18 protein-coding genes and 1 pseudogene are annotated in these 22325 nt (G+C 71.9%); 15 read left to right on the top strand and 4 right to left on the bottom strand.

Going from position 1 to position 22325, the window contains the following annotated elements; translation table 11 throughout:
- Positions 1 to 258 precede the first annotated feature (258 nt).
- The 9 genes from ACZ5TL_RS32725 (at position 259) to ACZ5TL_RS32685 (ending at position 9550) form a co-directional block, all read left to right on the top strand.
- A complete protein-coding gene (locus ACZ5TL_RS32725) occupies positions 259 to 939 on the top strand; it encodes a response regulator (protein ID WP_468594383.1) in 681 nt (226 codons plus the stop codon).
- A 127-nt stretch (positions 940 to 1066) separates the two neighbouring features.
- Positions 1067 to 3838 carry a DNA translocase FtsK gene (locus ACZ5TL_RS32720; protein WP_468594382.1) on the top strand — a complete coding sequence of 924 codons (2772 nt, stop codon included), beginning with the start codon at positions 1067 to 1069 and terminating at the stop codon, positions 3836 to 3838.
- 273 nt (positions 3839 to 4111) lie between these two features.
- Positions 4112 to 4960, top strand: coding sequence for a helix-turn-helix domain-containing protein (locus ACZ5TL_RS32715; RefSeq protein WP_468594381.1), 849 nt, complete (start codon positions 4112 to 4114; stop codon positions 4958 to 4960).
- Between the two features lie 93 nt (positions 4961 to 5053).
- Entirely contained in the window at positions 5054 to 6535 is a 1482-nt protein-coding gene (rimO, locus tag ACZ5TL_RS32710; RefSeq protein WP_468594379.1) for a 30S ribosomal protein S12 methylthiotransferase RimO, read from the top strand.
- Positions 6532 to 7431, top strand: coding sequence for a CDP-diacylglycerol--glycerol-3-phosphate 3-phosphatidyltransferase (pgsA, locus tag ACZ5TL_RS32705; protein ID WP_468594377.1), 900 nt, complete (start codon positions 6532 to 6534; stop codon positions 7429 to 7431). Before rimO ends, pgsA begins: the two co-directional genes overlap by 4 nt.
- Entirely contained in the window at positions 7428 to 7973 is a 546-nt protein-coding gene (locus ACZ5TL_RS32700; protein WP_468594375.1) for a CinA family protein, read from the top strand. The genes pgsA and ACZ5TL_RS32700 overlap by 4 nt, the downstream gene beginning before the upstream one ends.
- Positions 7974 to 8082: 109 nt before the next feature.
- A complete protein-coding gene (locus tag ACZ5TL_RS32695; protein WP_309097037.1) occupies positions 8083 to 8463 on the top strand; it encodes a helix-turn-helix domain-containing protein in 381 nt (126 codons plus the stop codon).
- 223 nt (positions 8464 to 8686) lie between these two features.
- Positions 8687 to 9157 (top strand): Dps family protein, encoded by a 471-nt coding sequence (locus tag ACZ5TL_RS32690; RefSeq protein ID WP_468594373.1) that lies wholly within the window; start codon positions 8687 to 8689, stop codon positions 9155 to 9157.
- A 135-nt stretch (positions 9158 to 9292) separates the two neighbouring features.
- The gene (locus tag ACZ5TL_RS32685) at positions 9293 to 9550 is read left to right on the top strand and encodes a hypothetical protein (RefSeq protein WP_468594371.1); all 258 of its coding nucleotides are present in this window, start codon (positions 9293 to 9295) and stop codon (positions 9548 to 9550) included.
- A 94-nt stretch (positions 9551 to 9644) separates the two neighbouring features.
- Here the strand turns inward: ACZ5TL_RS32685 and ACZ5TL_RS32680 are convergent, their stop codons facing one another.
- The 3 genes from ACZ5TL_RS32680 to ACZ5TL_RS32670 are packed head-to-tail and all read right to left on the bottom strand — an operon-like array spanning position 9645 to position 16221.
- A complete protein-coding gene (locus tag ACZ5TL_RS32680) occupies positions 9645 to 10409 on the bottom strand; it encodes an SDR family NAD(P)-dependent oxidoreductase (protein WP_468594370.1) in 765 nt (254 codons plus the stop codon).
- A gap of 32 nt (positions 10410 to 10441) precedes the next feature.
- A complete protein-coding gene (locus ACZ5TL_RS32675; protein ID WP_468594369.1) occupies positions 10442 to 11272 on the bottom strand; it encodes an Fpg/Nei family DNA glycosylase in 831 nt (276 codons plus the stop codon).
- A 29-nt stretch (positions 11273 to 11301) separates the two neighbouring features.
- A complete protein-coding gene (locus ACZ5TL_RS32670) occupies positions 11302 to 16221 on the bottom strand; it encodes an ATP-dependent helicase (RefSeq protein WP_468594368.1) in 4920 nt (1639 codons plus the stop codon).
- A 90-nt stretch (positions 16222 to 16311) separates the two neighbouring features.
- Between ACZ5TL_RS32670 and ACZ5TL_RS32665 the strand changes: the two are divergent.
- From ACZ5TL_RS32665 to ACZ5TL_RS32655, 3 genes and pseudogenes are all read left to right on the top strand, one after another.
- Positions 16312 to 17139, top strand: a pseudogene (locus ACZ5TL_RS32665) (AraC family transcriptional regulator); the annotation flags it as partial.
- 26 nt (positions 17140 to 17165) lie between these two features.
- Positions 17166 to 17888 (top strand): AzlC family ABC transporter permease, encoded by a 723-nt coding sequence (locus ACZ5TL_RS32660; RefSeq protein WP_468594366.1) that lies wholly within the window; start codon positions 17166 to 17168, stop codon positions 17886 to 17888.
- Positions 17885 to 18193 (top strand): AzlD domain-containing protein, encoded by a 309-nt coding sequence (locus ACZ5TL_RS32655; protein ID WP_468594365.1) that lies wholly within the window; start codon positions 17885 to 17887, stop codon positions 18191 to 18193. The genes ACZ5TL_RS32660 and ACZ5TL_RS32655 overlap by 4 nt, the downstream gene beginning before the upstream one ends.
- Here the strand turns inward: ACZ5TL_RS32655 and ACZ5TL_RS32650 are convergent, their stop codons facing one another.
- Positions 18194 to 19138 (bottom strand): hypothetical protein, encoded by a 945-nt coding sequence (locus tag ACZ5TL_RS32650; RefSeq protein WP_468594364.1) that lies wholly within the window; start codon positions 19136 to 19138, stop codon positions 18194 to 18196.
- Positions 19139 to 19218: 80 nt separating this feature from the next.
- Between ACZ5TL_RS32650 and ACZ5TL_RS32645 the strand changes: the two genes are divergently transcribed.
- The 3 genes from ACZ5TL_RS32645 (at position 19219) to recA (ending at position 22322) form a co-directional block, all read left to right on the top strand.
- Positions 19219 to 19413: a DUF3046 domain-containing protein gene (locus ACZ5TL_RS32645; protein ID WP_468594362.1), complete on the top strand. Its 195-nt coding sequence runs from the start codon at positions 19219 to 19221 to the stop codon at positions 19411 to 19413.
- A 92-nt stretch (positions 19414 to 19505) separates the two neighbouring features.
- On the top strand, positions 19506 to 20798 hold the full coding sequence (locus tag ACZ5TL_RS32640) for an AI-2E family transporter (RefSeq protein WP_468594361.1): 1293 nt from the start codon (positions 19506 to 19508) through the stop codon (positions 20796 to 20798).
- Positions 20799 to 21197: 399 nt separating this feature from the next.
- A complete protein-coding gene (gene recA / locus ACZ5TL_RS32635) occupies positions 21198 to 22322 on the top strand; it encodes a recombinase RecA (protein ID WP_468594359.1) in 1125 nt (374 codons plus the stop codon).
- Positions 22323 to 22325 lie beyond the last annotated feature (3 nt).

The raw sequence follows: 22325 nt of genomic DNA, 5'->3' as shown, positions 1-22325 counted from the left end.
CGCGGAGTCGCCGACTCGGTGTGTGCATAGTCGTGTAGAAGTACAAGATCCGGGGAACCTTCTGGTCTCCTGCTGCGTTTCTGCTACGTGCACAGTGACATCACGGTGACAGGGTGTGGCGACGGGCGGGGTGCGGCTACGATGACCGGCACAAGGACGGGCGACGCAAGGGAGTCGCCCCCTGGGGCGGCACCCACCGGTGCTTCCACAGGTCCTGCGGACAGGGGAGGCCCCAAGCCGGGGCGAGGAGGGCGGGCCATGGTGCAGAAGGCCAAGATCCTCCTGGTCGATGACCGGCCGGAGAATCTGCTGGCGCTGGAGGCGATCCTCTCTGCGCTCGATCAGACGCTGGTGCGGGCATCGTCCGGGGAGGAAGCGCTCAAAGCGCTGCTCACGGACGACTTCGCGGTCATCCTGCTGGATGTCCAGATGCCGGGTATGGACGGCTTCGAAACGGCCGCGCACATCAAGCGGCGCGAGCGGACCCGGGACATCCCGATCATCTTCCTCACGGCGATCAACCACGGCCCGCACCACACCTTCCGGGGCTACGCGGCAGGTGCGGTCGACTACATCTCCAAGCCGTTCGACCCGTGGGTGCTGCGTGCGAAGGTCTCCGTCTTCGTCGAGCTTTACATGAAGAACTGCCAGCTGCGTGAACAGGCGTCGCTGCTGCGGCTCCAGTTGGAGGGCGGCGGCAAGGACACGGGCGGCGAGGCCAAGGAGTCGGCCGGGCTGCTGGCGGAGCTCTCCGCGCGGCTCGCGGCCGTCGAGGAGCAGGCCGAAGCGCTGACCAAGCAGCTCAACGACGAGTCGACGGACGCCGCCGCGGTGGCCACGGCGGCCCATCTGGAGCGCAAGCTCACGGGGTTGCGGCGGGCGCTGGACGCGCTGGAGCCGGGCACCGGAAGCGCTTCCTCGGTGTCCTCGCAGAACTGAGGCTCGCGCAGGCGAGGTTGCCCGCCCATGACCGCGCGTCAGTTCCGCGCCTCTTTCGGGGCGACACGAACGGGTGAAGCGGCAGGCACACGTGTCACCCGTCGCCTCCACCGGTAACCTCACACTCATGGCCTCACGTCCCTCCGCAGCCAAGAAGCCGCCGGCGAAGAAGGCGGCCGCTTCCGCGAAGGCCCCGGCGAAGAAGGCCGCTGCCAAAAAGGCTCCCGCGAAGAAGGCGCCCGCCAGGAAGGCCGCGGCCAAGAAGGCCGCGCCCAAACCGGCCCCCAGCCCGACCGGTGGCATCTACCGGCTCGTGCGCGCCGTGTGGCTCGGCGTGGCGCACGCCGTCGGCGCCGTGTTCCGCGGCATAGGGCAGGGCGCCAAGAACCTCGACCCGGCCCACCGCAAGGACGGTATCGCCCTGCTGCTGCTCGGCATCGCGCTGATCGTCGCCGCAGGCACCTGGGCCGACCTGAAGGGCCCCGTGGGCGACCTGGTCGAGATCCTGGTGACCGGCGCCTTCGGCCGGCTCGACCTGCTCGTGCCGATCCTGCTCGCGGTCATCGCCGTGCGGTTCATCCGCCACCCGGAGAAGCCCGAGGCCAACGGACGCATCGTCATCGGTCTGTCCGCGCTCGTGATCGGCGTGCTCGGCCAGGTGCACATCGCCTGCGGCTCGCCCGCGCGCGGGGACGGCATGCAGGCCATACGGGACGCCGGCGGCCTCATCGGCTGGGCCATGGCGACGCCGCTGTCGTACGCCATGGGCGAGGTGCTCGCCGTACCGCTGCTGGTGCTGCTGACGATCTTCGGTCTGCTGGTCGTCACGGCCACCCCGGTCAACGCCATCCCGCAGCGGCTGCGGCTGCTCGGCGTGCGGCTCGGGATCGTCCGCGACCCGGCCGAGGACGAGTTCGGCTTCGGCGAGGACGACGAGCGCTACGACGAACAGTGGCGGGAGGCGCTGCCCGCGCGTCCGCGCGGCAGGCGTACGCCGGCGCCCGCCGCGTACGACCCCGACAGCGCCGAGCAGGAGGCCCTCTCGCGGCGCCGGGGCCGTCCCCGGCGGTCGGCCGTGCCGCAGCCCGACATGGACCGGCCCAGGGACGCCGTGGATGTCGCCGCGGCGGCCGCCGCGGCGCTCGACGGCGCCGTCCTGCACGGAATGCCGCCCTCGCCGATCGTCGCCGACCTCACCCAGGGCGTGCGGGTGGGCGACCAGGAGGCGACCACGCCGACGCCCGTTCCGGCAGCCCGGCCACGGCAGGACAAGCCGCAGCAGGACAAGCCGCAGCAGGACAAGCTCCAGCAGGACAAGCCCGAGCAGGAGAAGCCGAAGGCGGGCGTCCGCGACCTCACCAAGTCCCCGCCTGCCAAACCCCGCGACCTGCCCCCACGTGCGGAACAGCTCCAGCTGTCCGGCGACATCACGTACTCCCTGCCGTCCCTCGACCTCCTCACGCGCGGAGGCCCCGGCAAGGCCCGCAGCGCCGCCAACGACGCCATAGTCGCCGCGCTGACCAACGTCTTCACCGAGTTCAAGGTGGACGCCACCGTCACCGGCTTCACGCGGGGGCCGACGGTCACGCGCTACGAGATCGAGCTCGGCCCCGCCGTGAAGGTCGAGCGGATCACCGCGCTGGCCAAGAACATCGCCTACGCCGTCGCCAGTCCGGACGTGCGGATCATCAGCCCCATCCCCGGCAAGTCCGCGGTGGGCATCGAGATCCCGAACACCGACCGGGAGATGGTGAACCTCGGCGACGTCCTGCGCCTCGCGGAGTCCGCGGAGGACGACGACCCGATGCTGGTCGCGTTCGGCAAGGACGTCGAGGGCGGCTACGTCATGCACTCACTGGCGAAGATGCCGCACATGCTGGTCGCCGGCGCCACCGGCTCCGGCAAGTCGTCCTGCATCAACTGCCTGATCACCTCGATCATGATGCGGGCGACCCCCGAGGACGTCCGGATGATCCTCGTCGACCCCAAGCGGGTCGAGCTCACCGCCTACGAGGGCATCCCGCACCTGATCACGCCGATCATCACCAACCCCAAGCGGGCCGCCGAGGCCCTCCAGTGGGTCGTCCGCGAGATGGACCTGCGCTACGACGACCTGGCCGCCTACGGCTACCGGCACATCGACGACTTCAACCGGGCCGTGCGCGAGGGCAAGGTCAAGCCGCCCGAGGGCAGTGAGCGCGAGCTCCAGCCGTACCCGTACCTGCTGGTCATCGTCGATGAGCTCGCCGACCTGATGATGGTGGCGCCACGGGACGTCGAGGACGCGATCGTGCGCATCACGCAGCTCGCGCGCGCGGCCGGCATCCACCTGGTGCTCGCCACGCAGCGGCCCTCGGTGGACGTCGTCACGGGTCTCATCAAGGCGAACGTGCCGTCGCGGCTGGCCTTCGCCACCTCCTCGCTCGCCGACTCGCGGGTCATCCTCGACCAGCCGGGCGCCGAGAAGCTCATCGGCAAGGGTGACGGGCTGTTCCTGCCGATGGGGGCCAATAAGCCCACCCGTATGCAGGGCGCCTTCGTCACCGAGGAGGAGATCGCGGGCGTCGTCCAGCACTGCAAGGACCAGATGGCGCCCGTTTTCCGGGACGACGTGACCGTCGGGACCAAGCAGAAGAAGGAGATCGACGAGGACATCGGCGACGACCTCGACCTGCTGTGCCAGGCGGCCGAGCTGGTCGTCTCCACGCAGTTCGGGTCGACGTCCATGCTCCAGCGCAAACTGCGCGTCGGCTTCGCCAAGGCCGGGCGGCTGATGGACCTCATGGAGTCCCGGAACATCGTCGGACCGAGCGAGGGTTCGAAGGCTCGTGACGTTCTTGTGAAGCCTGATGAGCTGGATGGCGTGCTCGCCGTGATCCGGGGGGAGTCTGAAGGGTAGGGAAACGGGACACGGTGGTCGCCGCGCGTGGCGTGCAGGGCGATCGGGTGTCCGGATGTGTCCGGATCGTGACCCACCCGTAAGGATCATCGAGCAACCGTTTCCCTGCGGCGTAGGTCAAGTTGAGGGAAGTGCGAAGCAATGACCCCACCATCGGAATGTCGGGCCATTCCGATGGCGTACAAAGTGCCACCGCCCGGTTGCCCCACCCTTTTGTACCCCCCCTAGACTGAACCTCCAGCACAGGCGGCTACACGCTCGAAAGGCGCCCCCGTGTCCATCGGCAACTCCCCTGAAGACGAGCGTCCGTTCGAAGACGAGCGCGTCGAAGCAGACCACGAGGAAGCCCGCCCCTCCATCGGCCGTGCCCTGCAGCAGGCTCGTATCGCCGCCGGGCTGACCGCCGACGACGTCAGTAGCGCCACCCGGGTCCGTATGAACATCGTGCACGCGATCGAGGCGGACGACTTCACCTCCTGCGGCGGTGACGTCTACGCCCGCGGGCACATCAGGACCCTGGCCAAGGCCGTCCACCTCGACCCGGAACCGCTGATCGCCCAGTACGGCGACGAGCACGGCGGGCGCCCGGCACCGACCCCGGCAGCTCCCCTCTTCGAGGCGGAACGAATCCGTCCGGAGCGGCGGGGGCCCAACTGGACCGCGGCCATGGTCGCCGCGATCGTCGCCGTGGTCGGTTTCGTCGGGTTCACCCTGTTCCAGGGCACCGACGGCAGCGCCGGTGAGGCGAACGTGGCCGAGGGCTCCACGCCCAGCGACTCCGCCTCTCCGACCACCAAGACCAAGAAGCCCGCCGCCCCCGAGCCCGACCCGTCCGACAGCGCCATCGCGGCCCTCCCGCAGGGCAAGGTGACCGTCCGGGTCAGTGCCGTCGACGACGAGAGCTGGGTCGTGGCAAAGGGCCACAACGGCCGGCTGCTCTTCGACAACCTCCTCAAGCACGGCGACTCCGAGACCTTCCAGGACAGCGAGAAGATCAACCTCGTCCTCGGTGACGCGGGCGCGATCGACCTGTACGTCAACGGCAAGAAGATCGAGGACGACTGGCAGCGGGGCTCCGTGGAGCACCTCACGTACACGAAGGGCGACCCGCAGGCCGGATGAGTCCGGCCGAAGGGCCGAGCACGGACGGGGTTGGCCAAGATCGGCCAACCCCGTCGACGTGGGCTGTCAGTGAGACAAAGTAGTCTTGAGCCCATGCCTGAACGCCGTACCGTCGCACTCGTCACTCTTGGCTGCGCCCGTAACGAGGTGGACTCGGAGGAGCTCGCAGGCCGCTTGGAGGCGGACGGCTGGGACCTCGTGGAGGACGCCGAGGCCGCGGACGTCGCGGTCGTGAACACCTGTGGCTTCGTCGAGGCCGCCAAGAAGGACTCCGTCGACGCCCTCCTGGAGGCCAACGACCTCAAGGGGCACGGCAGAACCCAGGCCGTCGTGGCGGTGGGCTGCATGGCCGAGAGGTACGGCAAGGAACTCGCCGAGGCCCTCCCCGAGGCCGACGGCGTGCTCGGCTTCGACGACTACGCCGACATCTCGGACCGGCTCCAGACCATCCTCAACGGCGGCATCCACGCCTCGCACACCCCGCGCGACCGGCGCAAACTGCTGCCGCTCAGCCCGGCCGAGCGGCAGGAGTCCGCCGCCGGGGTCGCGCTGCCCGGGCACGCCCCGGCCGACCTTCCTGACGGCCTCGCTCCGGCCTCCGGCCCCCGTGCGCCCCTGCGCCGCCGCCTGGACGGCGCCCCCGTCGCCTCCGTGAAGCTGGCCTCCGGCTGCGACCGGCGCTGCTCCTTCTGCGCCATCCCGTCCTTCCGCGGCTCCTTCATCTCCCGCCGCCCGAGTGACGTGCTGAACGAGACGCGCTGGCTGGCCGAGCAGGGCGTGAAGGAGATCATGCTGGTCTCCGAGAACAACACGTCCTACGGCAAGGACCTGGGCGACATCCGCCTGCTGGAGTCGCTGCTGCCCGAGCTCGCCGAGGTCGACGGCATCGAGCGGGTCCGCGTCAGCTACCTCCAGCCGGCCGAGATGCGGCCCGGCCTCATCGACGTGCTGACCTCCACCCCGAAGGTCGCGCCCTACTTCGACCTGTCCTTCCAGCACTCCGCGCCCGGCGTGCTGCGCGCGATGCGCCGCTTCGGCGACACCGACCGGTTCCTGGAACTGCTCGACACCATCCGCGCCAAGGCGCCCGAGGCCGGTGTGCGCTCCAACTTCATCGTCGGCTTCCCCGGCGAGAGCGAGGCCGACCTCGCCGAGCTGGAGCGGTTCCTGAACGGCGCGCGGCTGGACGCCATCGGTGTCTTCGGCTACTCCGACGAGGAGGGCACCGAGGCCGCCACGTACGACAACAAGCTCGACGAGGACGTCGTCGCCGGGCGGCTGGCCCGCGTCTCGCGGCTCGCGGAGGAACTGGTCTCCCAGCGCGCCGAGGAGCGCGTCGGCCAGACGGTGCACGTGCTCGTCGAGTCCGTCGACGACGAGGACGGCGTGTACGGCCGTGCGGCCCACCAGGCGCCCGAGACGGACGGCCAGGTGCTGCTCACGAGCGGCGCGGGTCTGAGCAGGGGCCGTATGGTCGAGGCGAAGGTGGTCGGTACGGAAGGTGTCGACCTGGTGGCCGAGCCGCTGCAGAGCTCGTTCGCGTCGCCTGCGTGGAGTGAGGAGGCGGGCAGATGACCGGTGTTCCGGCATCCGCGGCGGGAGGCTCCTCCGGCGCGCGGCGGGCCGCGGCAGGTGCGGCCTCTCCTGCCCCTGCGGCCTCGGGTATGGCTCCCGGGGCGGCGCTCGGCCGGGCGGCTGCGCGGTCGGCCGATGGCCAGGTGTCCGGCGCGGGGCCCGGCGCCTCGCCCGACGCGGGTGGCGGCGGGGCTGCCGGTGAGGTGTCCGGTGACGGTGAGGCTGTCGTCGGTGAGGGCGCCGGCGTCGACGCCGAGGGCGACGGCAAGCCCGCGCGGGGCGGGAAGCTGGCCGCCGCGGCCGTCAACCAGGCCAGCGTCTGGAACATCGCCAACCTCCTGACCATGCTCCGGCTGGTCCTCGTACCGGCCTTCGTCATGCTGATGCTCGCGGACGGCGGATACGACCCGGTGTGGCGGTCCCTGGCCTGGGCGGCCTTCGCCGTCGCCATGATCACCGACCTGTTCGACGGGCATCTGGCGCGCACGTACAACCTGGTCACGGACTTCGGGAAGATCGCAGACCCCATCGCCGACAAGGCGATCATGGGTGCGGCGCTGATCTGTCTGTCCGCACTCGGGGACCTGCCCTGGTGGGTGACCGGTGTCATCCTCGGCAGGGAACTCGGGATCACCCTGCTGCGTTTCCTGGTCATCCGGTACGGCGTCATCCCCGCCAGTCGTGGAGGAAAGCTCAAGACCCTCACCCAGGGCGTGGCCGTGGGCATGTACGTGCTGGCGCTGACAGGGTGGCTGGCCACCCTGAGGTTCTGGGTGATGGCCGCGGCGGTCGTGCTGACCGTGGTGACCGGACTCGACTATGTGAAACAGGCCATTGTGCTGCGCAGGCAGGGAATCGCCGAGCGCAAGGCCGCGTTGGAGGAGAAGGAAGCGTGAGTTCCACGGCCACTGACGTGGTGCGACTACTCACGGTGAAGGGTGAGACGCTCGCCGTCGCGGAGTCGCTGACCGGTGGCCTCGTTGCGGCGGAGATCACATCGGTTCCCGGGGCGTCGAACGTCTTCCGGGGCTCGGTCACCGCCTACGCCACCGAACTGAAGCATGAACTGCTCGATGTCGACGCCGCCCTGCTGGCGGCGAGCGGAGCGGTGGATCCGCAGGTGGCGGCCCAGATGGCGGCCGGCGTACGGAAGGCGCTCGGCACCGACTGGGGCATCGCGACCACCGGAGTAGCAGGTCCCGAGCCGCAGGACGGACAGGCCGTCGGGACGGTCTTCGTGGCCGTGGACGGGCCCCCCGGGGCGGATTCCGGTTCCGCCGGCGGCGGAAAAGTGGAGGGTCTGCGGTTGAACGGCGACCGCGCGGAAATTCGTAGAGAGAGTGTACGGAGCGTACTCGCACTGCTTCTGAAGGAGCTTGCGGGCGAGCAGACTGGGAATGAGCGGGCACAGGATACGGAACGGAACGGGGGGTTTTGATGTTTGCAGCCCTGAGTGAACACGACATCGCTCCCCGCACGGCCGCGGCGCAAGGCGGTACGGTGGGGCGTAATGGATGCGGCTACGCGGTCCGAGGAGGGAGCCACCGATGATTCTGCTCCGTCGCCTGCTGGGTGACGTGCTGCGTCGGCAGCGCCAGCGCCAGGGCCGTACTCTGCGCGAAGTCTCCTCGTCCGCCCGAGTCTCACTCGGCTATCTCTCCGAGGTGGAGCGGGGGCAGAAGGAGGCTTCCTCCGAGCTGCTCTCCGCCATCTGCGACGCGTTGGACGTACGGATGTCCGAGCTCATGCGGGAAGTGAGCGACGAGCTCGCCCTTGCCGAGCTGGCCCAGTCTGCTGCGGCCACCCCCAGCGAGCCTGTGCCCAGGCCGGTTCGCCCGATGCTGGGTTCCGTATCGGTGACCGGTGTGCCACCGGAACGGGTGACGATCAAGGCGCCCGCCGAGGCGGTGGACGTCGTCGCCGCGTGACGCTTCACGCGTGCGTGGCATGAACGAGCGGCGCTGACAAGGTGCCGAGAGTGGTGAGGCCCCGGCCCGGGGTCCTCCGGGAGATCCGGAGGACCCCGGGCCGGGGTTTTCGCTTGCCTGCGGACTGCCGGGCAGCGCGGTGTCTGATGTGTGTGCGTTTGCCGGGGGAGCGTGCGGCCGTCATCGTTGAGGGGATGGCGGGGGGCAGTCCACGGAGGTGCGGATGTACGTCGTGAAGAGCCCGTTGTCGGACGCGAACCTGAAGACCGTGTCCGAGGCGCTGCAAGGTGCCCTCGTCGACCTGGTGGATCTCGCCCTCGTGGCGAAGCAGATCCACTGGAACGTGGTGGGGCCGCGCTTCCGTTCCGTGCATCTCCAGCTCGACGAGGTCGTCGACACCGCACGGCAGTACTCCGACACCGTGGCCGAGCGGGCCGCGGCGCTCGGCATCTCCCCCGACGGACGCGCCGCGACGGTGGCCGTCGGCAGCGGGATCGGCGTGACCCCCGAGGGGTGGGTCGACGACACGACCGCCGTTGGGGCGCTCGTCGAGGCGCTGGGCGCGGTGATCGCGCGGATGCGGGAGCGGATCGAGGCGACCGGGGAGCCTGATCCGGTGAGCCAGGACATCTTCATCGGGATCACGGCGGACCTGGAGAAGCATCACTGGATGTTCCAGGCCGAGAACGGGTGACGGGAGCGTGGGCGCGGGGCCGGGCGGGGGTGCTGCCGCTCGGCGCCGAGGCGTGCGCGGTGCGTCCGCGTGCCGTCGGTGCCCCCTGTCCGCCGGGCTGAGCGGACGGGCGGCTTCGGGCCGGGGGTGGCGGCCATGGCGGGGATAGGGCGCTGGGGGGTTCGCGGGGTCTTGCTCGGCCTGGGGGTGCTGTGGTGGTGGGCTGTGGTGCGGTTGGCGGTCGCACCGGAGGCGGGGGCGCTGGAGGGGGCGGTCGCGGCCGGGGGATGGGGGTTGAGCGTGCTGCCGGTCCATTGCGTGCCGAAGCGGCGGGCGGAAGGGGCGGTTGGCGCGGGGCGGTGGCGGAAGGTGTGGGGGACGGCGGGGAGGGGTGTCGCGTCGCGACGGGGGTGAATAGGTTCGGCGGCGGGTGCGCCCAGGGGGATACCGCGTTGGGGGACGTCCAAGGGTGTCTCCCAGGTGGGGGTGTCGGTGGGGCCACAGGGGGCTACCACGGCATCGCCACACCCCCGTTCGGGCGCACGATCTGGCCCGTGGTGAACGCCGAGGCGTCCGAGACCAGGTGCAGGATCGCGTGGGCGATCTCCTCGGGAGTGCCGACCCGGCCCAGCGGTGAGAGGCGGGCCATGAGGGCCTCCGTGTGGGCCTGGGCCTCGCTGTCGTGGCGGTCGGTCATCGGCGTGCGGATCCAGCCCGGGGCGACCGCGTTCACGCGGATGCCGTGCCGGCCGACCTCGGTCGCCAGGGTCTTCGTCAGCTGGACCACGGCCGCCTTGGCCGCGCCGTAGCAGAGCAGGCCCGGGCCGCCGGTGTCGACGGCGCCCGAGGCCATGGTGACGATGCTGCCCCGGGTGCCGCGCGTGATCATCAGGCGGGCCGCCTCCTGGCAGGCGTACAGCACTCCCTTGAAGTTCACGTTCAGGACCCGGTCGAGGTCCTCCTCCCGGGTGTCCAGCACGGGGCTGCTGTGCATGATCCCGGCGACAGCGGCCAGGGCGTCCACGCGTTCGCAGGAGGTGATGGCCTGCCGCAGCCGGGAGCGGTCGGTGACGTCGAGAGCGTGGGTGCGGGCGGTGCCGCCGACGGCCTTGATCAGGGTCGCCGTCTCGTCGAGGCCCTCGGCGTCGCGGTCCGCGCAGTGCACGGTCGCGCCCGCCTCGGCGAGCAGGAGGGCCGAGGCGCGGCCGATGCCGCTCGCGGCGCCGGTGACGAACGCGGTGCGGCCGGTGAGGTCGTACGCCGTGACGGGCATACGGGGACCGTACGAGCGTTTCTGACGGGTCGTCAATTGGTGTGGCCGCGCCGCCGGGTCGGAGAGGCGGCCGGGGCGGGGCCCGGCTGGCAGGCGGGGCACCAGTACGTGGGGCGCTCGCGGGAGCCGTCGCCCTGGTCGGCTACCCGGATCGAGGTGCGGCAGCGCAGGCAGGGGCGGGGCGCCCGGCCGTAGACGAAGAGGTCCTGGCCGCGGCGTCCCGTCGTGCTCCGGACCGGGCGGTCCCTGTTGGCCTCCAGCAGCGTCCTGGCGAGGCCGGGCAGCTTCGCGGCACGGTCGGCGGGCAGGTCGCCCACGGGGAGCCAGGGGGTGACGCCCAGCAGGAAGCAGAGCTCGCTCTTGTAGACATTGCCGATACCGGCGAGGTTGCGCTGGTCGAGCAGGGCCTCGCCGAGCTGGCGAGCGGGGTCCTGGAGGACGTTGGCGAGAGCCAGGTCGGGGTCCCAGTCCGGGCCGAGGAGGTCGGGGCCGAGGTGGCCGACCGCGCGGTGTTCGTCGGTGGTGCGCAGCAGTTCCAGGACGGGGAGGCGGTAGCCGACGGCCGTACGGTCGGTGTTGCCGAGGATCGCTCGGATCTGGTGGCCCGGGCCGCCGCTCCAGCGCCGGCCGTTCGCGTACACCTTCCAGGAGCCGTCCATCCGCAGGTGGGAGTGGAGGGTCAGGCCCCCCTCGATGCGGGTGAGGAGGTGTTTGCCGCGCGGGGTGACGCCCAGGACCGTGCGGCCCGTGAGGTCGGCCGTGGCGAAGCGGGGCACCCTGAGGTCGCTGCGGGTCAGCACCCTGCCCGCGAGGGCGCTGTGCAGCCGCCTCGCGGCCTGCCAGACCGTGTCACCTTCGGGCATGGGTCAAGGGTGGCACGGGTACGGGACGATCAGGCGCGCAGGCGCAGTCCGCGGGGCGTCGCGATGAAGCCCGCTCCTTCCAGCAGGGTGCCGATGGGGGAGGTCAGGGCCTGGGCGCCGTTGACGCGCTCCACGGTGACCGTGCCGAGAGAGCCCGCGCGGGTGGCCGCGCCGAGGGCCTCCGCCGCGGTGCCCAGGCGGGGGTCGTCGGCGGGCGTGACGTCGGGGTCGGCGGCCCAGGCCAGCAGGGTCTTGCCGCCGCGTTCCATGTAGAGCGTCAGCTCACCGTCCACGAGCACCACCAGGGAGCCCGCCTTGCGGCCCGGCTTGTGCCCGGCGCCGGTCGGGGGCTCGGGCCAGGGCAGCGCGGCGCCGTACGCGTTCGCCGGGTCGGCGGCGGCCAGGACGACGGCCCGAGAGGCGTCCGGGCGGTCGCGGCGGCCCGGGAACCCGGAGCCGTACGCCGGGCGGCGTCCGCCGTTCTGCCAGGACGGAGTGGCCTGCGGCGCGTAGTCGCGGGGCGAGATCCACTCGTCCGGGGACGGCTGCGGAGTGTCGTAGGAGCCCAGGTCGGGGAAGGCGTCGTGGCCCGGGGCGTCGGTGTGGTCGGTGAAGGGGGCAGAGTCGTCCGGGCCGGCGAAGTCGTGGGCCGGGAACGGGTCGGGGTCGGGGTCGGGGTCGGGCGGGGGGCCGGGCAGGGTGTCGCCGCGGTCGCGGGCGTTGGACACCGCGCGCAGGCGGTCCACCGCACCGTCCATCGCGAACTGGGCCGCGCCGAGGCCCTCCACCACATACCCGCGGCGGGCCTGGCCGCTCTCCTCGAAGACGGACAGGACGCGGTACGTCGCCGAGAAGCCGCCCTCGACACCCTCCGCCGAGACCGCGCCCCGGGTCACCACGCCGTGCCGGTCGAGGAGAGTGCGGGCGAGGGCGTGCGCCCGCACCGTCGGGTCCGGCTCGTGGGCCGGGAGCAGGGACCAACGGCCGGCGACGGTGGGCGGGCCGGAGCGGGAGGCGGTACGGGCAGCGGCCGTCAGGGAGCCGTAGCGGCCGCGCGGGATTGAGCGCTTGGCGCGGTGAGCCGTGGAGCCTGCGGTGCGGCCCGAGCCGAGGCGGGAGCGCATGGGTGTGAGTGTGTCGTTGGTGAGGCGGCCGGACCACACCAGGTCCCAGAGGGTGTCGGCCAGTTGGGGATCGGTGACCTCGGGGTGGGTGGTGGCGCGGACCTGGTCGGCGATCTGGCGGAAGAACAGGCCGTAGCCGCCGGTGAGCTTGTCCAGGACGGACTGGTGGAGGGCGGTCAGCTCCAGGGGGTGCGGGGGCGGCAGGAGCAGGGGGGCCGCGTCCGCCAGGTAGAGGGAGACCCAGCCGTCCTTGCCGGGGAGGGATCCGGCCCCGGCCCAGATCACCTCTCCCGCGGTGGTCAGTTCGTCCAGCATCGCGGGGGTGTAGTTCACGACCCGGGAGGGCAGGACGAGCTTCTCCAGGGCGGAGGCCGGCACGGACGCGCCCTGCATCTGCTCGATGGCGCGCACCAGGCCGTCGATGCCGCGCAGGGAATGTCCCCTGCCGATGTGCTGCCACTGTGGGAGGAACTGGGCGAGTGCGGCCGGGGGCACCGGCTCCAGTTCGTGCCGCAGGGCGGCCAGGGAACGGCGGCGCAGCCGGCGCAGCACGGCCGCGTCGCACCACTCCTGGCCGATGCCAGCCGGGTGGAACTCGCCCTGGACCACCCGGCCCGCCGCGGCGAGCCGCTGAAGGGCGCCCTCGGTGACCGCGATGCCCAGGCCGAAGCGGGCCGCGGCTGCGGCCGAGGTGAACGGGCCGTGGGTACGGGCGTGGCGGGCGAGGAGGTCGCCGAGGGGGTCCTTGACGGGCTCGGTGAAGGCCTCCGGGACGCCGACCGGCAGGGCTGTGCCCAGCGCGTCGCGCAGGCGGCCCGCGTCCTCGATCGCCGCCCAGTGGTCTCCGCCCCCGATCCGGACCCGGATGGCGCGGCGGGCCCCGGCCAGTTCCTCGGCCCACCGCGGCTCGGCGCCCCGCTCGGCGAGCTCGGCGTCCGTGAGCGGGCCCAGCAGACGCAGCAGGTCCGCGACGCCCTCGGCGTCCTTGACGCGGCGGTCCTCGGTGAGCCACTGCAGCTCACGCTCCAGCTCGGTCAGCACCTCCGCGTCGAGCAGCTCGCGCAGCTCCGCCTGGCCCAGCAGCTCGGCCAGCAGCCGGGAGTCCAGCGACAGGGCGGCGGCCCGGCGCTCGGCGAGCGGGGAGTCGCCCTCGTACAGGAACTGGGCGACGTAGCCGAAGAGGAGGGAGCGGGCGAACGGGGACGGCTCGGGGGTGGTGACCTCGACGAGGCGGACCTTGCGGGACTCCACGTCGCCCATCAGCTCGACGAGCCCCGGGACGTCGAAGACGTCCTGGAGGCACTCGCGGACCGCCTCCAGGACGATCGGGAACGAGCCGAACTCGCTCGCCACCTGCAGCAGCTGGGAGGCGCGCTGCCGCTGCTGCCACAGCGGGGTGCGCTTGCCCGGGTTGCGGCGGGGCAGCAGCAGCGCCCGGGCGGCGCACTCGCGGAAGCGGGCGGCGAACAGGGCCGAGCTGCCCACCTGGTCGGTGACGACCTGGTCGACCTCGCCCTTGTCGAAGACGACGTCGGCGGCGCCCACGGGGGCCTGCTCGGCGTCGCACTCCCGGCCCGTCTTGACCGGTTCCTGATCCAGCGGGTCCAGACCCATCAGGTCGGCGTCCGGCAGGCGCAGCACGATGCCGTCGTCGGCGTGCATGACCTGCGCGTCCATGCCGTAGCGCTCGGACAGCTTGGCGCCGAGCGCGAGCGCCCAGGGGGCGTGCACCTGGGCGCCGAAGGGGGAGTGCACGACCACGCGCCAGTCGCCGAGCTCGTCACGGAAGCGCTCCACGACGATCGTCCGGTCGTCCGGGACGTGGCCGCAGGCCTCGCGTTGCTCGTCCAGGTACGAGAGCACGTTGTCCGCCGCCCAGGCGTCGAGCCCCGCGGCGAGGAGGCGGAGCCGGGCGTCGTCCGTGGACAGTGAGCCGACCTCGCGCAGGAACGCGCCCACCGCCCGGCCCAGTTCGAGCGGGCGGCCAAGCTGGTCGCCCTTCCAGAAGGGCAGCCGGCCCGGAACGCCCGGGGCCGGGGAGACCAGAACACGGTCGCGGGTGATGTCCTCGATGCGCCAGGAACTCGTGCCGAGCGTGAAGACGTCGCCGACGCGGGACTCGTAGACCATCTCCTCGTCCAGCTCGCCGACCCGGCCGCCGCCCTTCTTCGGGTCGGCGCCCGCGAGGAAGACGCCGAAGAGGCCGCGGTCGGGAATCGTGCCCCCCGAGGTGACGGCGAGGCGCTGTGCGCCGGGGCGGCCGGTGATCTCGCCGGTGACGCGGTCCCACACCACGCGCGGACGCAGCTCGGCGAAGGCGTCGGAGGGGTAGCGGCCGGCCAGCATGTCGAGGACCGCGGTGAAGGCCGACTCGGGGAGCGCGGCGAAGGGGGCGGCCCGGCGGACGGCGGAGAGGAGGTCGTCGAACTGCCACGTGTCCATGGCCGTCATGGCGACGAGCTGCTGGGCCAGGACGTCCAGGGGGTTGGCGGGGACCCTGAGGGACTCGATGGCGCCCGTGCGCATGCGCTCGGTGACCACCGCCGCCTGGACCAGGTCACCGCGGTACTTCGGGAAGACCACGCCGGTGGAGACCGCGCCCACCTGGTGGCCCGCCCGGCCCACGCGCTGGAGGCCGGAGGCCACCGAAGGGGGTGACTCGACCTGGACCACGAGGTCGACCGCGCCCATGTCGATGCCCAGCTCGAGGCTGGAGGTGGCCACCACCGCGGGGAGGCGGCCCGCCTTGAGGTCCTCCTCGACCAGGGCACGCTGTTCCTTGGAAACCGAGCCGTGGTGGGCCCGGGCGATGACCTGGGGTGCGCCCTGGGCGGCACCCGAGCCGCCCATGAGCTCCGCCGGGGAGTGGTGCTCGTCGAGGGGCTCGCCCGTGGCCCGCTCGTACGCGATCTCGTTCAGGCGGTTGCACAGGCGCTCCGCGAGGCGCCGGGAGTTCGCGAAGACGATCGTCGAGCGGTGGGACTGGACCAGGTCGGTGATCCGCTCCTCGACATGCGGCCAGATCGACGGGCGGTCGGCACCCTCCTGGCCGTCCGCCACCGGGGAGCCGCCCAGCTCGCCCAGGTCCTCGACGGGGACGACCACGGACAGGTCGAACTCCTTGCCCGACTCCGGCTGCACGATCTCCACCTTGCGGCGGGGCGAGAGGAAGCGGGCCACCTCGTCGACAGGGCGGACCGTCGCGGAGAGGCCGATGCGGCGGGCGGGCTTCGGGAGGAGGCCGTCCAGCCGCTCCAGGGAGAGTGCCAGGTGGGCGCCGCGCTTGGTACCGGCGACGGCGTGCACCTCGTCGAGGATCACCGTCTCGACGCCGGTCAGCGCGTCGCGCGTCGCCGACGTCAGCATCAGGAACAGCGACTCCGGGGTCGTGATCAGGATGTCCGGCGGGCGGGTGGACAGGGCGCGGCGCTCGGCGGCGGGGGTGTCGCCCGAGCGGATGCCCACCTTGACCTCGGGCTCGGGCAGGCCCAGGCGTACGGATTCCTGGCGGATGCCGGTCAGCGGACTGCGGAGGTTGCGCTCGACGTCCACCGCCAGGGCCTTGAGGGGCGAGACGTACAGGACGCGGCAGCGCTTCTTGGGGTCGGCCGGGTGCGGGGTCGACGCCAGCTGGTCCAGGGCGGCCAGGAAGGCGGCGAGGGTCTTGCCGGAGCCGGTGGGGGCCACGACCAGCACGTCCGAGCCCTCGTGGATGGCCTGCCACGCGCCGGTCTGGGCCGTGGTGGGCGCCGAGAAGGCGCCCGAGAACCAGGCGCGGGTCGCGGGGGAGAAGCCGTCCAGGGGTCCGGGTGCTGTGCTGGGCATGCGTCCATCGTGCACCTGGGCACTGACAACGGGCGGCCGCCGTGTCCTCACCTGCCGTTTCGCGGTCGGCCGGGGCCGGACAATGGTCGTATGAGCGAGCGAGCGCGGCACTGGCAGTACGACGAGCTGCCCGGGGTGGATCTGCTGCGGGCCCGGTATGTGCGGAAGACGTTCGTGCGGCACACGCACGAGAACTTCGTGATCGCCGCCATCGCCGACGGGGTGGAGGTCTTCCACCACGGTGGGGGTGATCAGTACGCGGGGGCCGGAGCTCTCGCGCTGGTGAATCCGGACACGCCGCACACCGGCCGGGCCGGCGTGCCCGAGGGGTGGCGCTACGGGGCCGTGTATCCGTCGGTGGACGTGGTCGCCGAGATAGCCGCGGAGACCACCGCTCTTCGGGGGACGCCGGGGTTCGTCAGCCCGGTCGTCGCTGATCCGTACGCCGTCCGGCTGGTGCACCAGGTGCTGCGGGCCGCAGACGAGGGCAATGCGCTGGCCGCCGACACGCTGCTGCGGGTCGCCGTGACCCGGCTGCTGCGGTTGAACGGTGGCCCCATGCCGCGGCGTGAGGTGCGCACGGCCGGGGCCCGGGTCGCGGCACGCGCGCGTGGGGTGCTGGAGGAGCGGATGGCGCGGCCGCCGAGCCTGGAGCGGCTGGCGGCCGATCTCGGGACCAGTCCGTTCGCCTTGCTGCGGGCCTTCCGGGGCACCTACGGGATGCCTCCGCACGCGTGGCTCACTGATGCGCGGGTGCGCCGGGCACGGCACCTGCTGGACGCGGGGACGGCTCCCTCGGAGGTTGCCGTGGCCGTCGGGTTCACCGACCAGCCGCACCTCAACCGGCACTTCAGCCGGATGGTGGGCGTGCCTCCGGGGGCGTACCAGCGGGAGCGCAAGAACGTACAAGATCTGCGGTAGCGGCCCGCCTTAGGTTTCGGTGCGTGGCAGATCCGACAGCTCTCAAAGATGCAGGAACAGGCGGGAAAGCGGACCGGGCCGTCGTGCGGGACTCCCTGGGCGTGGGGGTGGCCGTCGGGCTTTCCGGGTTCGCCTTCGGAGTCACGTCGGCGGGCAGCGGGCTCACGCTGTTGCAGACGTGTGCGCTCAGTCTTCTGGTGTTCACCGGGGCGTCCCAGTTCGCCCTGGTGGGGGCCCTCGCCGCCGGGGGCGGTCCGTTCACGGCCGCCGCCGGAGCCTTCTTCCTGGGCGTGCGTAACGCCTTCTACGGGTTGCGGCTGTCGCAGGTGCTGGCCCTCCCGCGTGCGGTACGGCCGTTCGCCGCCCAGTGGGTGATCGACGAGACCGCCGCCGTGGCGCTCGCACAGCCCACGCGGCGTGCCGCGCGGCTCGGGTTCCTGGTGACCGGACTGAGCCTGTACGTCCTGTGGAACCTCACCACGCTGCTCGGTGCCCTGGGCGCCGAGGCCCTCGGGGACACCGACGCGTGGGGACTGGACGCCGCGGGCCCCGCGGTGTTCCTGGCGCTGCTCGCGCCGATGCTGAGGACCGGCACCGAGCGGGCCGTCGCCGGGCTCGCCGTGCTGCTGGGACTCGGGCTGCTGCCCGTGCTGCCCGCCGGGGTGCCGGTGCTGCTGGCCGCGCTGGCGGCGCCGGTCGTGCTGTGGGCGGACGGCCGCCGCAGGGGACAGGGGGATGAGCGATGAACGTCTGGATCGCGATCGGTGTGACCGTACTCGGGTGCTACGCCGTCAAGCTGGCCGGGCTGCTGGTGCCCGCGGGGGCCCTGGAGCGGCCCGTCGTCAAGCGGCTTGCCGCGCTGCTGCCCGTCGCGCTGCTCGCCGCCCTCACGGCCCAGCAGACCTTCGCCGACGGGCAGACGCTGGTCCTGGACGCCCGGGCCGCGGGGCTGGGGGCTGCCGCCGTGGCGCTGCTGCTGCGTGCGCCGTTCCTGCTCGTCGTGGCCGCGGCGGTGGTGGTGACCGCGGGGGTGCGGGCCATGGGGGCCTGATCAGTCGATGCCGCGGCCGTACGCACTGAGTGTGCGCAGGGCCTGGATCGTCACGACCGGGCGGGCCTCCAGGGCCGGAGCCGGCGCCCAGTGCCGCCACCGGACGGGCCAGCCGCCGTCCTCCCGCTGCTGCGCCGCGAGATGGTCCAGGGAGCGGGCCATCTCCTCGTCCGTGAACCACGCGCGCGCGAGGGAGCGCGGAGTCCTCGCGTAGTCGTACGGGAAGTGGTGCTCGCCCGGGGCATAGCCGGGGGAGACCGGGTACGCGTCCAGGTCGTCGGGGTCCAGGGCCGCCAGGCGGTGTTCGCGGACCAGGCGGCCCAGGCGGTCGGCGGCGGCCTTCGCGCGCGGGCGATCGGGGGCGGAGTCCAGGAAGGCCAGGGCGGCCTCGATCTCGTAGGGGTGCGACTTCTCCAGGGACTCGACCGCCTGCCAGCAGAAGTCCGTGGCTCTGAAGAGCCACGCGTGCCACACCTCGTTGCGGTGCAGGAGTCCGACCACCGGCCCGGTGGCCAGGAGCTCACTGGGCGGGTCGTCCACCACCGGCACGAAGGGTGCCGTGGGGTAGCCGCGCTGGCTCGGGTGGATCGCCGGGAGAGCGCCGTCCGCCGTCGAGGCGGACGTCAGGTAGCGGCACATGCGTTCCACGCGCTGGCCGGCACAGCGTCCGACCGCGTCCAGGACGCTCAGGGCGTGGGCGGTGTGCAGCGGCTGGCTGACCGGGCCGCGCAGATCGGGCTCGAGCGCGTGGCCGTACCCACCGTCCTCGTTGCGGTAGGCGTCCAGGGCGGTCTCCACCGGGTCGGCGGCGCCGCCCCGGAAGTGGTGGGCGAAGAGGCGCTGCTCGAGCACGCGCGCGGTGAGCCAGACGAAGCGCTCCGCGCGCGTGACGGGGCTGGGCGGCGGGGGCGTCGGGGGGAGTGTGGAAGCTCCTGTTTCGGCCATGGGTCAGACCGTAGGGCGGAACGCGGCGCCGACAAGCGGTCCCGGCTCAGGGCCACCCGCAGGGGCGGGATACTGGTGGCATGCGGTTGACGGTCTTCTGGCAGCGGATGGCGGAGCACTTCGGTCCGGGCTACGCCGACACCTTCGCGCGCGACCACGTGATGTCGGAGCTCGGCGGGCGCACGGTGAACGAGGCGCTCGACTCCGGGTGGGACGCCAAGGACGTCTGGCAGGTGGTCTGCTCGGTGATGGGCGTGCCCCGGGAGAGGCGCTGACACCGCGGCCGGCCGGCCCCCGGGATCGCTGACCGGTCACGAAGACCCCAGCCGGGCGGACGGCTGTCGGCGGGGTGGGCGAGACTTGGTCCGTGGCATCCACTGACGAGACCGGGCAGGCAGCCCGGCAGTCCTCCGCGCCCGGTACGACGCCGCCCGTGCGGCCCTTGGCCGACGGGGCCGGGCCGAACGGCCGCATGCCGCGCTGGCTGCCGCGCGCCATGGTGCTCGCGCTCGCCCTCGTCGCGGCGTTCCAGCTGGGCAGCTGGGCCTTCCACCAGCTCACCGGCCTGCTGATCAACGTCCTCATCGCGTTCTTCCTGGCGCTGGCCATAGAACCCGCGGTGAGCTGGATGGCCTCGCGCGGCATGCGCAGGGGGTTCGCCGCGTTCGTCGTCTTCATCGGTGTGGTGATCGTGACGGCGGGCTTCGTCACATTGCTCGGATCCATGCTCGCGGGCCAGATCATCAAGATGGTCGAGGAATTCCCGGCCTACCTCGACTCCGTCATCAGCTGGGTCAACGCCCACTTCAAGACGGACCTGAAGCGCGTCGACATACAGGAGGGTCTGCTCCGTTCCGACTGGCTGCGCACCTACGTCCAGAACAGCGCCACGGGCGTCCTGGACGTGTCCGCCCAGGTCATCGGCGGCATCTTCCAGTTGCTGACGATCGCGCTGTTCTCGTTCTACTTCGCCGCGGACGGCCCGCGGCTGCGGCGCACGATCTGCTCCCTCCTGCCGCCCGCGCGCCAGGCGGAGGTGCTGCGCGCGTGGGAGATCGCCGTGAACAAGACCGGCGGCTACATCTACTCGCGCGGCCTGATGGCGCTGATCTCCGGCATAGCCCACTTCGTGCTGCTGCAGTTCCTGGACGTGCCCTACGCGCCCGTGCTCGCCGTGTGGGTGGGCCTGGTGTCGCAGTTCATCCCCACCATCGGCACGTATCTCGCGGGTGCACTGCCCATGCTGATCGCGTTCACGGTGGATCCCTGGTACGCGCTGTGGGTGCTGATCTTCGTCGTGATCTACCAGCAGTTCGAGAACTACGTGCTGCAGCCCAAGCTGACCTCCAAGACCGTCGACATCCACCCCGCTGTCGCCTTCGGCTCGGTCATCGCCGGCGCCGCACTTCTCGGCGCCGTGGGCGCGCTGATCGCCATCCCCGCCATCGCCACGCTGCAGGCCTTCCTGGGGGCGTACGTGAAGCGCTACGACGTCACGGACGATCCTCGCGTGCACGGCCACCGGCGGCGGGGCGAGGGGCCCTACTGGCGGCGGGGCGAGGGGCCGGGCCTGCTCACGCGCGCGAGGGGGCTGTGGGCGGAACAGCGGCCGGGGGCGGAGCGGCCCGGGGGCGTGGGCTCCGGGGAGGGCTCCCCCTGAGGGGCGCCCGCCGGTTCTGGCTGTGCGGGGCTTGAGGGACACCCGCCGAAGACCCGGGGACGTGCCCCGCCGGGCGGCCCACGGCATCCGGACCGCCGCGGTTCGACCGTCCAGATCCCCTGTCGTCCCGGGCGGTGCGGCTCCGTCGTCCTGCCGTCCGGCATGACAGTCCGGGGAGGGGATGATCCGGAAGTGCCGCGTGGTGCGCTTGACACGAAAATCGAACATCCATTCTGATTGAGGTGCCGGCGAGGCTCAACGGCGGGCGTTTCGACATAGTTTGGATGGAGAGGTGCCCGAGTTATCCACAGGCCGGACGTGCGTCGGGGCGCATTGTCAGTGGCAGGCGTTAGCGTCTTTGACGTGAAGCGATCGACTCAAGCAAATCGGGTGGAACCCATGGCAGGAACCGACCGCGAGAAGGCTCTGGATGCCGCGCTCGCGCAGATTGAACGACAATTCGGCAAGGGCGCGGTCATGCGCATGGGCGACCGGACCAACGAGCCCATCGAGGTCATCCCGACCGGCTCCACCGCCCTGGACGTGGCGCTCGGTGTGGGCGGCCTGCCGCGCGGCCGCGTCGTGGAGATCTACGGACCGGAGTCCTCCGGTAAGACCACCCTGACCCTGCACGCGGTGGCGAACGCGCAGAAGGCCGGAGGCCAGGTCGCCTTCGTCGACGCGGAGCACGCCCTCGACCCCGAGTACGCGAAGAAGCTCGGCGTCGACATCGACAACCTCATCCTCTCCCAGCCGGACAACGGCGAGCAGGCCCTGGAGATCGTGGACATGCTGGTCCGCTCCGGCGCCCTCGACCTCATCGTCATCGACTCCGTCGCCGCGCTCGTCCCGCGGGCGGAGATCGAGGGCGAGATGGGCGACAGCCACGTGGGTCTGCAGGCCCGCCTGATGAGCCAGGCCCTGCGGAAGATCACCAGTGCGCTCAACCAGTCCAAGACCACCGCGATCTTCATCAACCAGCTCCGCGAGAAGATCGGCGTGATGTTCGGCTCCCCGGAGACCACGACCGGTGGCCGGGCGCTGAAGTTCTACGCCTCGGTGCGCATCGACATCCGCCGCATCGAGACCCTGAAGGACGGCACGGACGCGGTCGGCAACCGCACCCGCTGCAAGGTCGTCAAGAACAAGGTCGCGCCGCCCTTCAAGCAGGCCGAGTTCGACATCCTCTACGGCCAGGGCATCAGCCGCGAGGGCGGCCTGATCGACATGGGCGTGGAACACGGCTTCGTCCGCAAGGCCGGCGCCTGGTACACGTACGAGGGCGACCAGCTTGGCCAGGGCAAGGAGAACGCGCGCAACTTCCTGAAGGACAACCCCGACCTGGCCAACGAGATCGAGAAGAAGATCAAGGAGAAGCTGGGCGTCGGTGTGCGTCCCGAGAAGCCGGCCGCCGAGGCGGGCACGGACGCCGCTGCCTCCGCACCGGCCGACGCGGCACCGGCCGTCCCCGCCCCGGCACCGGCCAAGACCGCCAAGTCCAAGGCCGCCGCAGCCAAGAGCTGACCC

The sequence above is a fragment of the Streptomyces sp. NPDC033136 genome (genome assembly GCF_055578235.1).
Note: the sequence above shows the minus strand (reverse complement) of the source record. Positions and strands in the feature narration are given on the sequence as shown.

Bases quoted from the DNA above. Each gene is read 5' to 3' on its own strand.
- ACZ5TL_RS32725 (WP_468594383.1), top strand. From the start codon at position 259: ATGGTGCAGAAGGCCAAGATCCTCCTGGTCGATGACCGGCCGGAGAAT.
- ACZ5TL_RS32720 (WP_468594382.1), top strand. From the start codon at position 1,067: ATGGCCTCACGTCCCTCCGCAGCCAAGAAGCCGCCGGCGAAGAAGGCG.
- rimO (WP_468594379.1), top strand. From the start codon at position 5,054: ATGCCTGAACGCCGTACCGTCGCACTCGTCACTCTTGGCTGCGCCCGT.
- pgsA (WP_468594377.1), top strand. From the start codon at position 6,532: ATGACCGGTGTTCCGGCATCCGCGGCGGGAGGCTCCTCCGGCGCGCGG.
- ACZ5TL_RS32695 (WP_309097037.1), top strand. From the start codon at position 8,083: ATGATTCTGCTCCGTCGCCTGCTGGGTGACGTGCTGCGTCGGCAGCGC.
- ACZ5TL_RS32690 (WP_468594373.1), top strand. From the start codon at position 8,687: ATGTACGTCGTGAAGAGCCCGTTGTCGGACGCGAACCTGAAGACCGTG.
- ACZ5TL_RS32685 (WP_468594371.1), top strand. From the start codon at position 9,293: ATGGCGGGGATAGGGCGCTGGGGGGTTCGCGGGGTCTTGCTCGGCCTG.
- ACZ5TL_RS32680 (WP_468594370.1), bottom strand. From the start codon at position 10,409: ATGCCCGTCACGGCGTACGACCTCACCGGCCGCACCGCGTTCGTCACC.
- ACZ5TL_RS32675 (WP_468594369.1), bottom strand. From the start codon at position 11,272: ATGCCCGAAGGTGACACGGTCTGGCAGGCCGCGAGGCGGCTGCACAGC.
- ACZ5TL_RS32670 (WP_468594368.1), bottom strand. From the start codon at position 16,221: ATGCCCAGCACAGCACCCGGACCCCTGGACGGCTTCTCCCCCGCGACC.
- ACZ5TL_RS32655 (WP_468594365.1), top strand. From the start codon at position 17,885: ATGAACGTCTGGATCGCGATCGGTGTGACCGTACTCGGGTGCTACGCC.
- ACZ5TL_RS32650 (WP_468594364.1), bottom strand. From the start codon at position 19,138: ATGGCCGAAACAGGAGCTTCCACACTCCCCCCGACGCCCCCGCCGCCC.
- ACZ5TL_RS32645 (WP_468594362.1), top strand. From the start codon at position 19,219: ATGCGGTTGACGGTCTTCTGGCAGCGGATGGCGGAGCACTTCGGTCCG.
- recA (WP_468594359.1), top strand. From the start codon at position 21,198: ATGGCAGGAACCGACCGCGAGAAGGCTCTGGATGCCGCGCTCGCGCAG.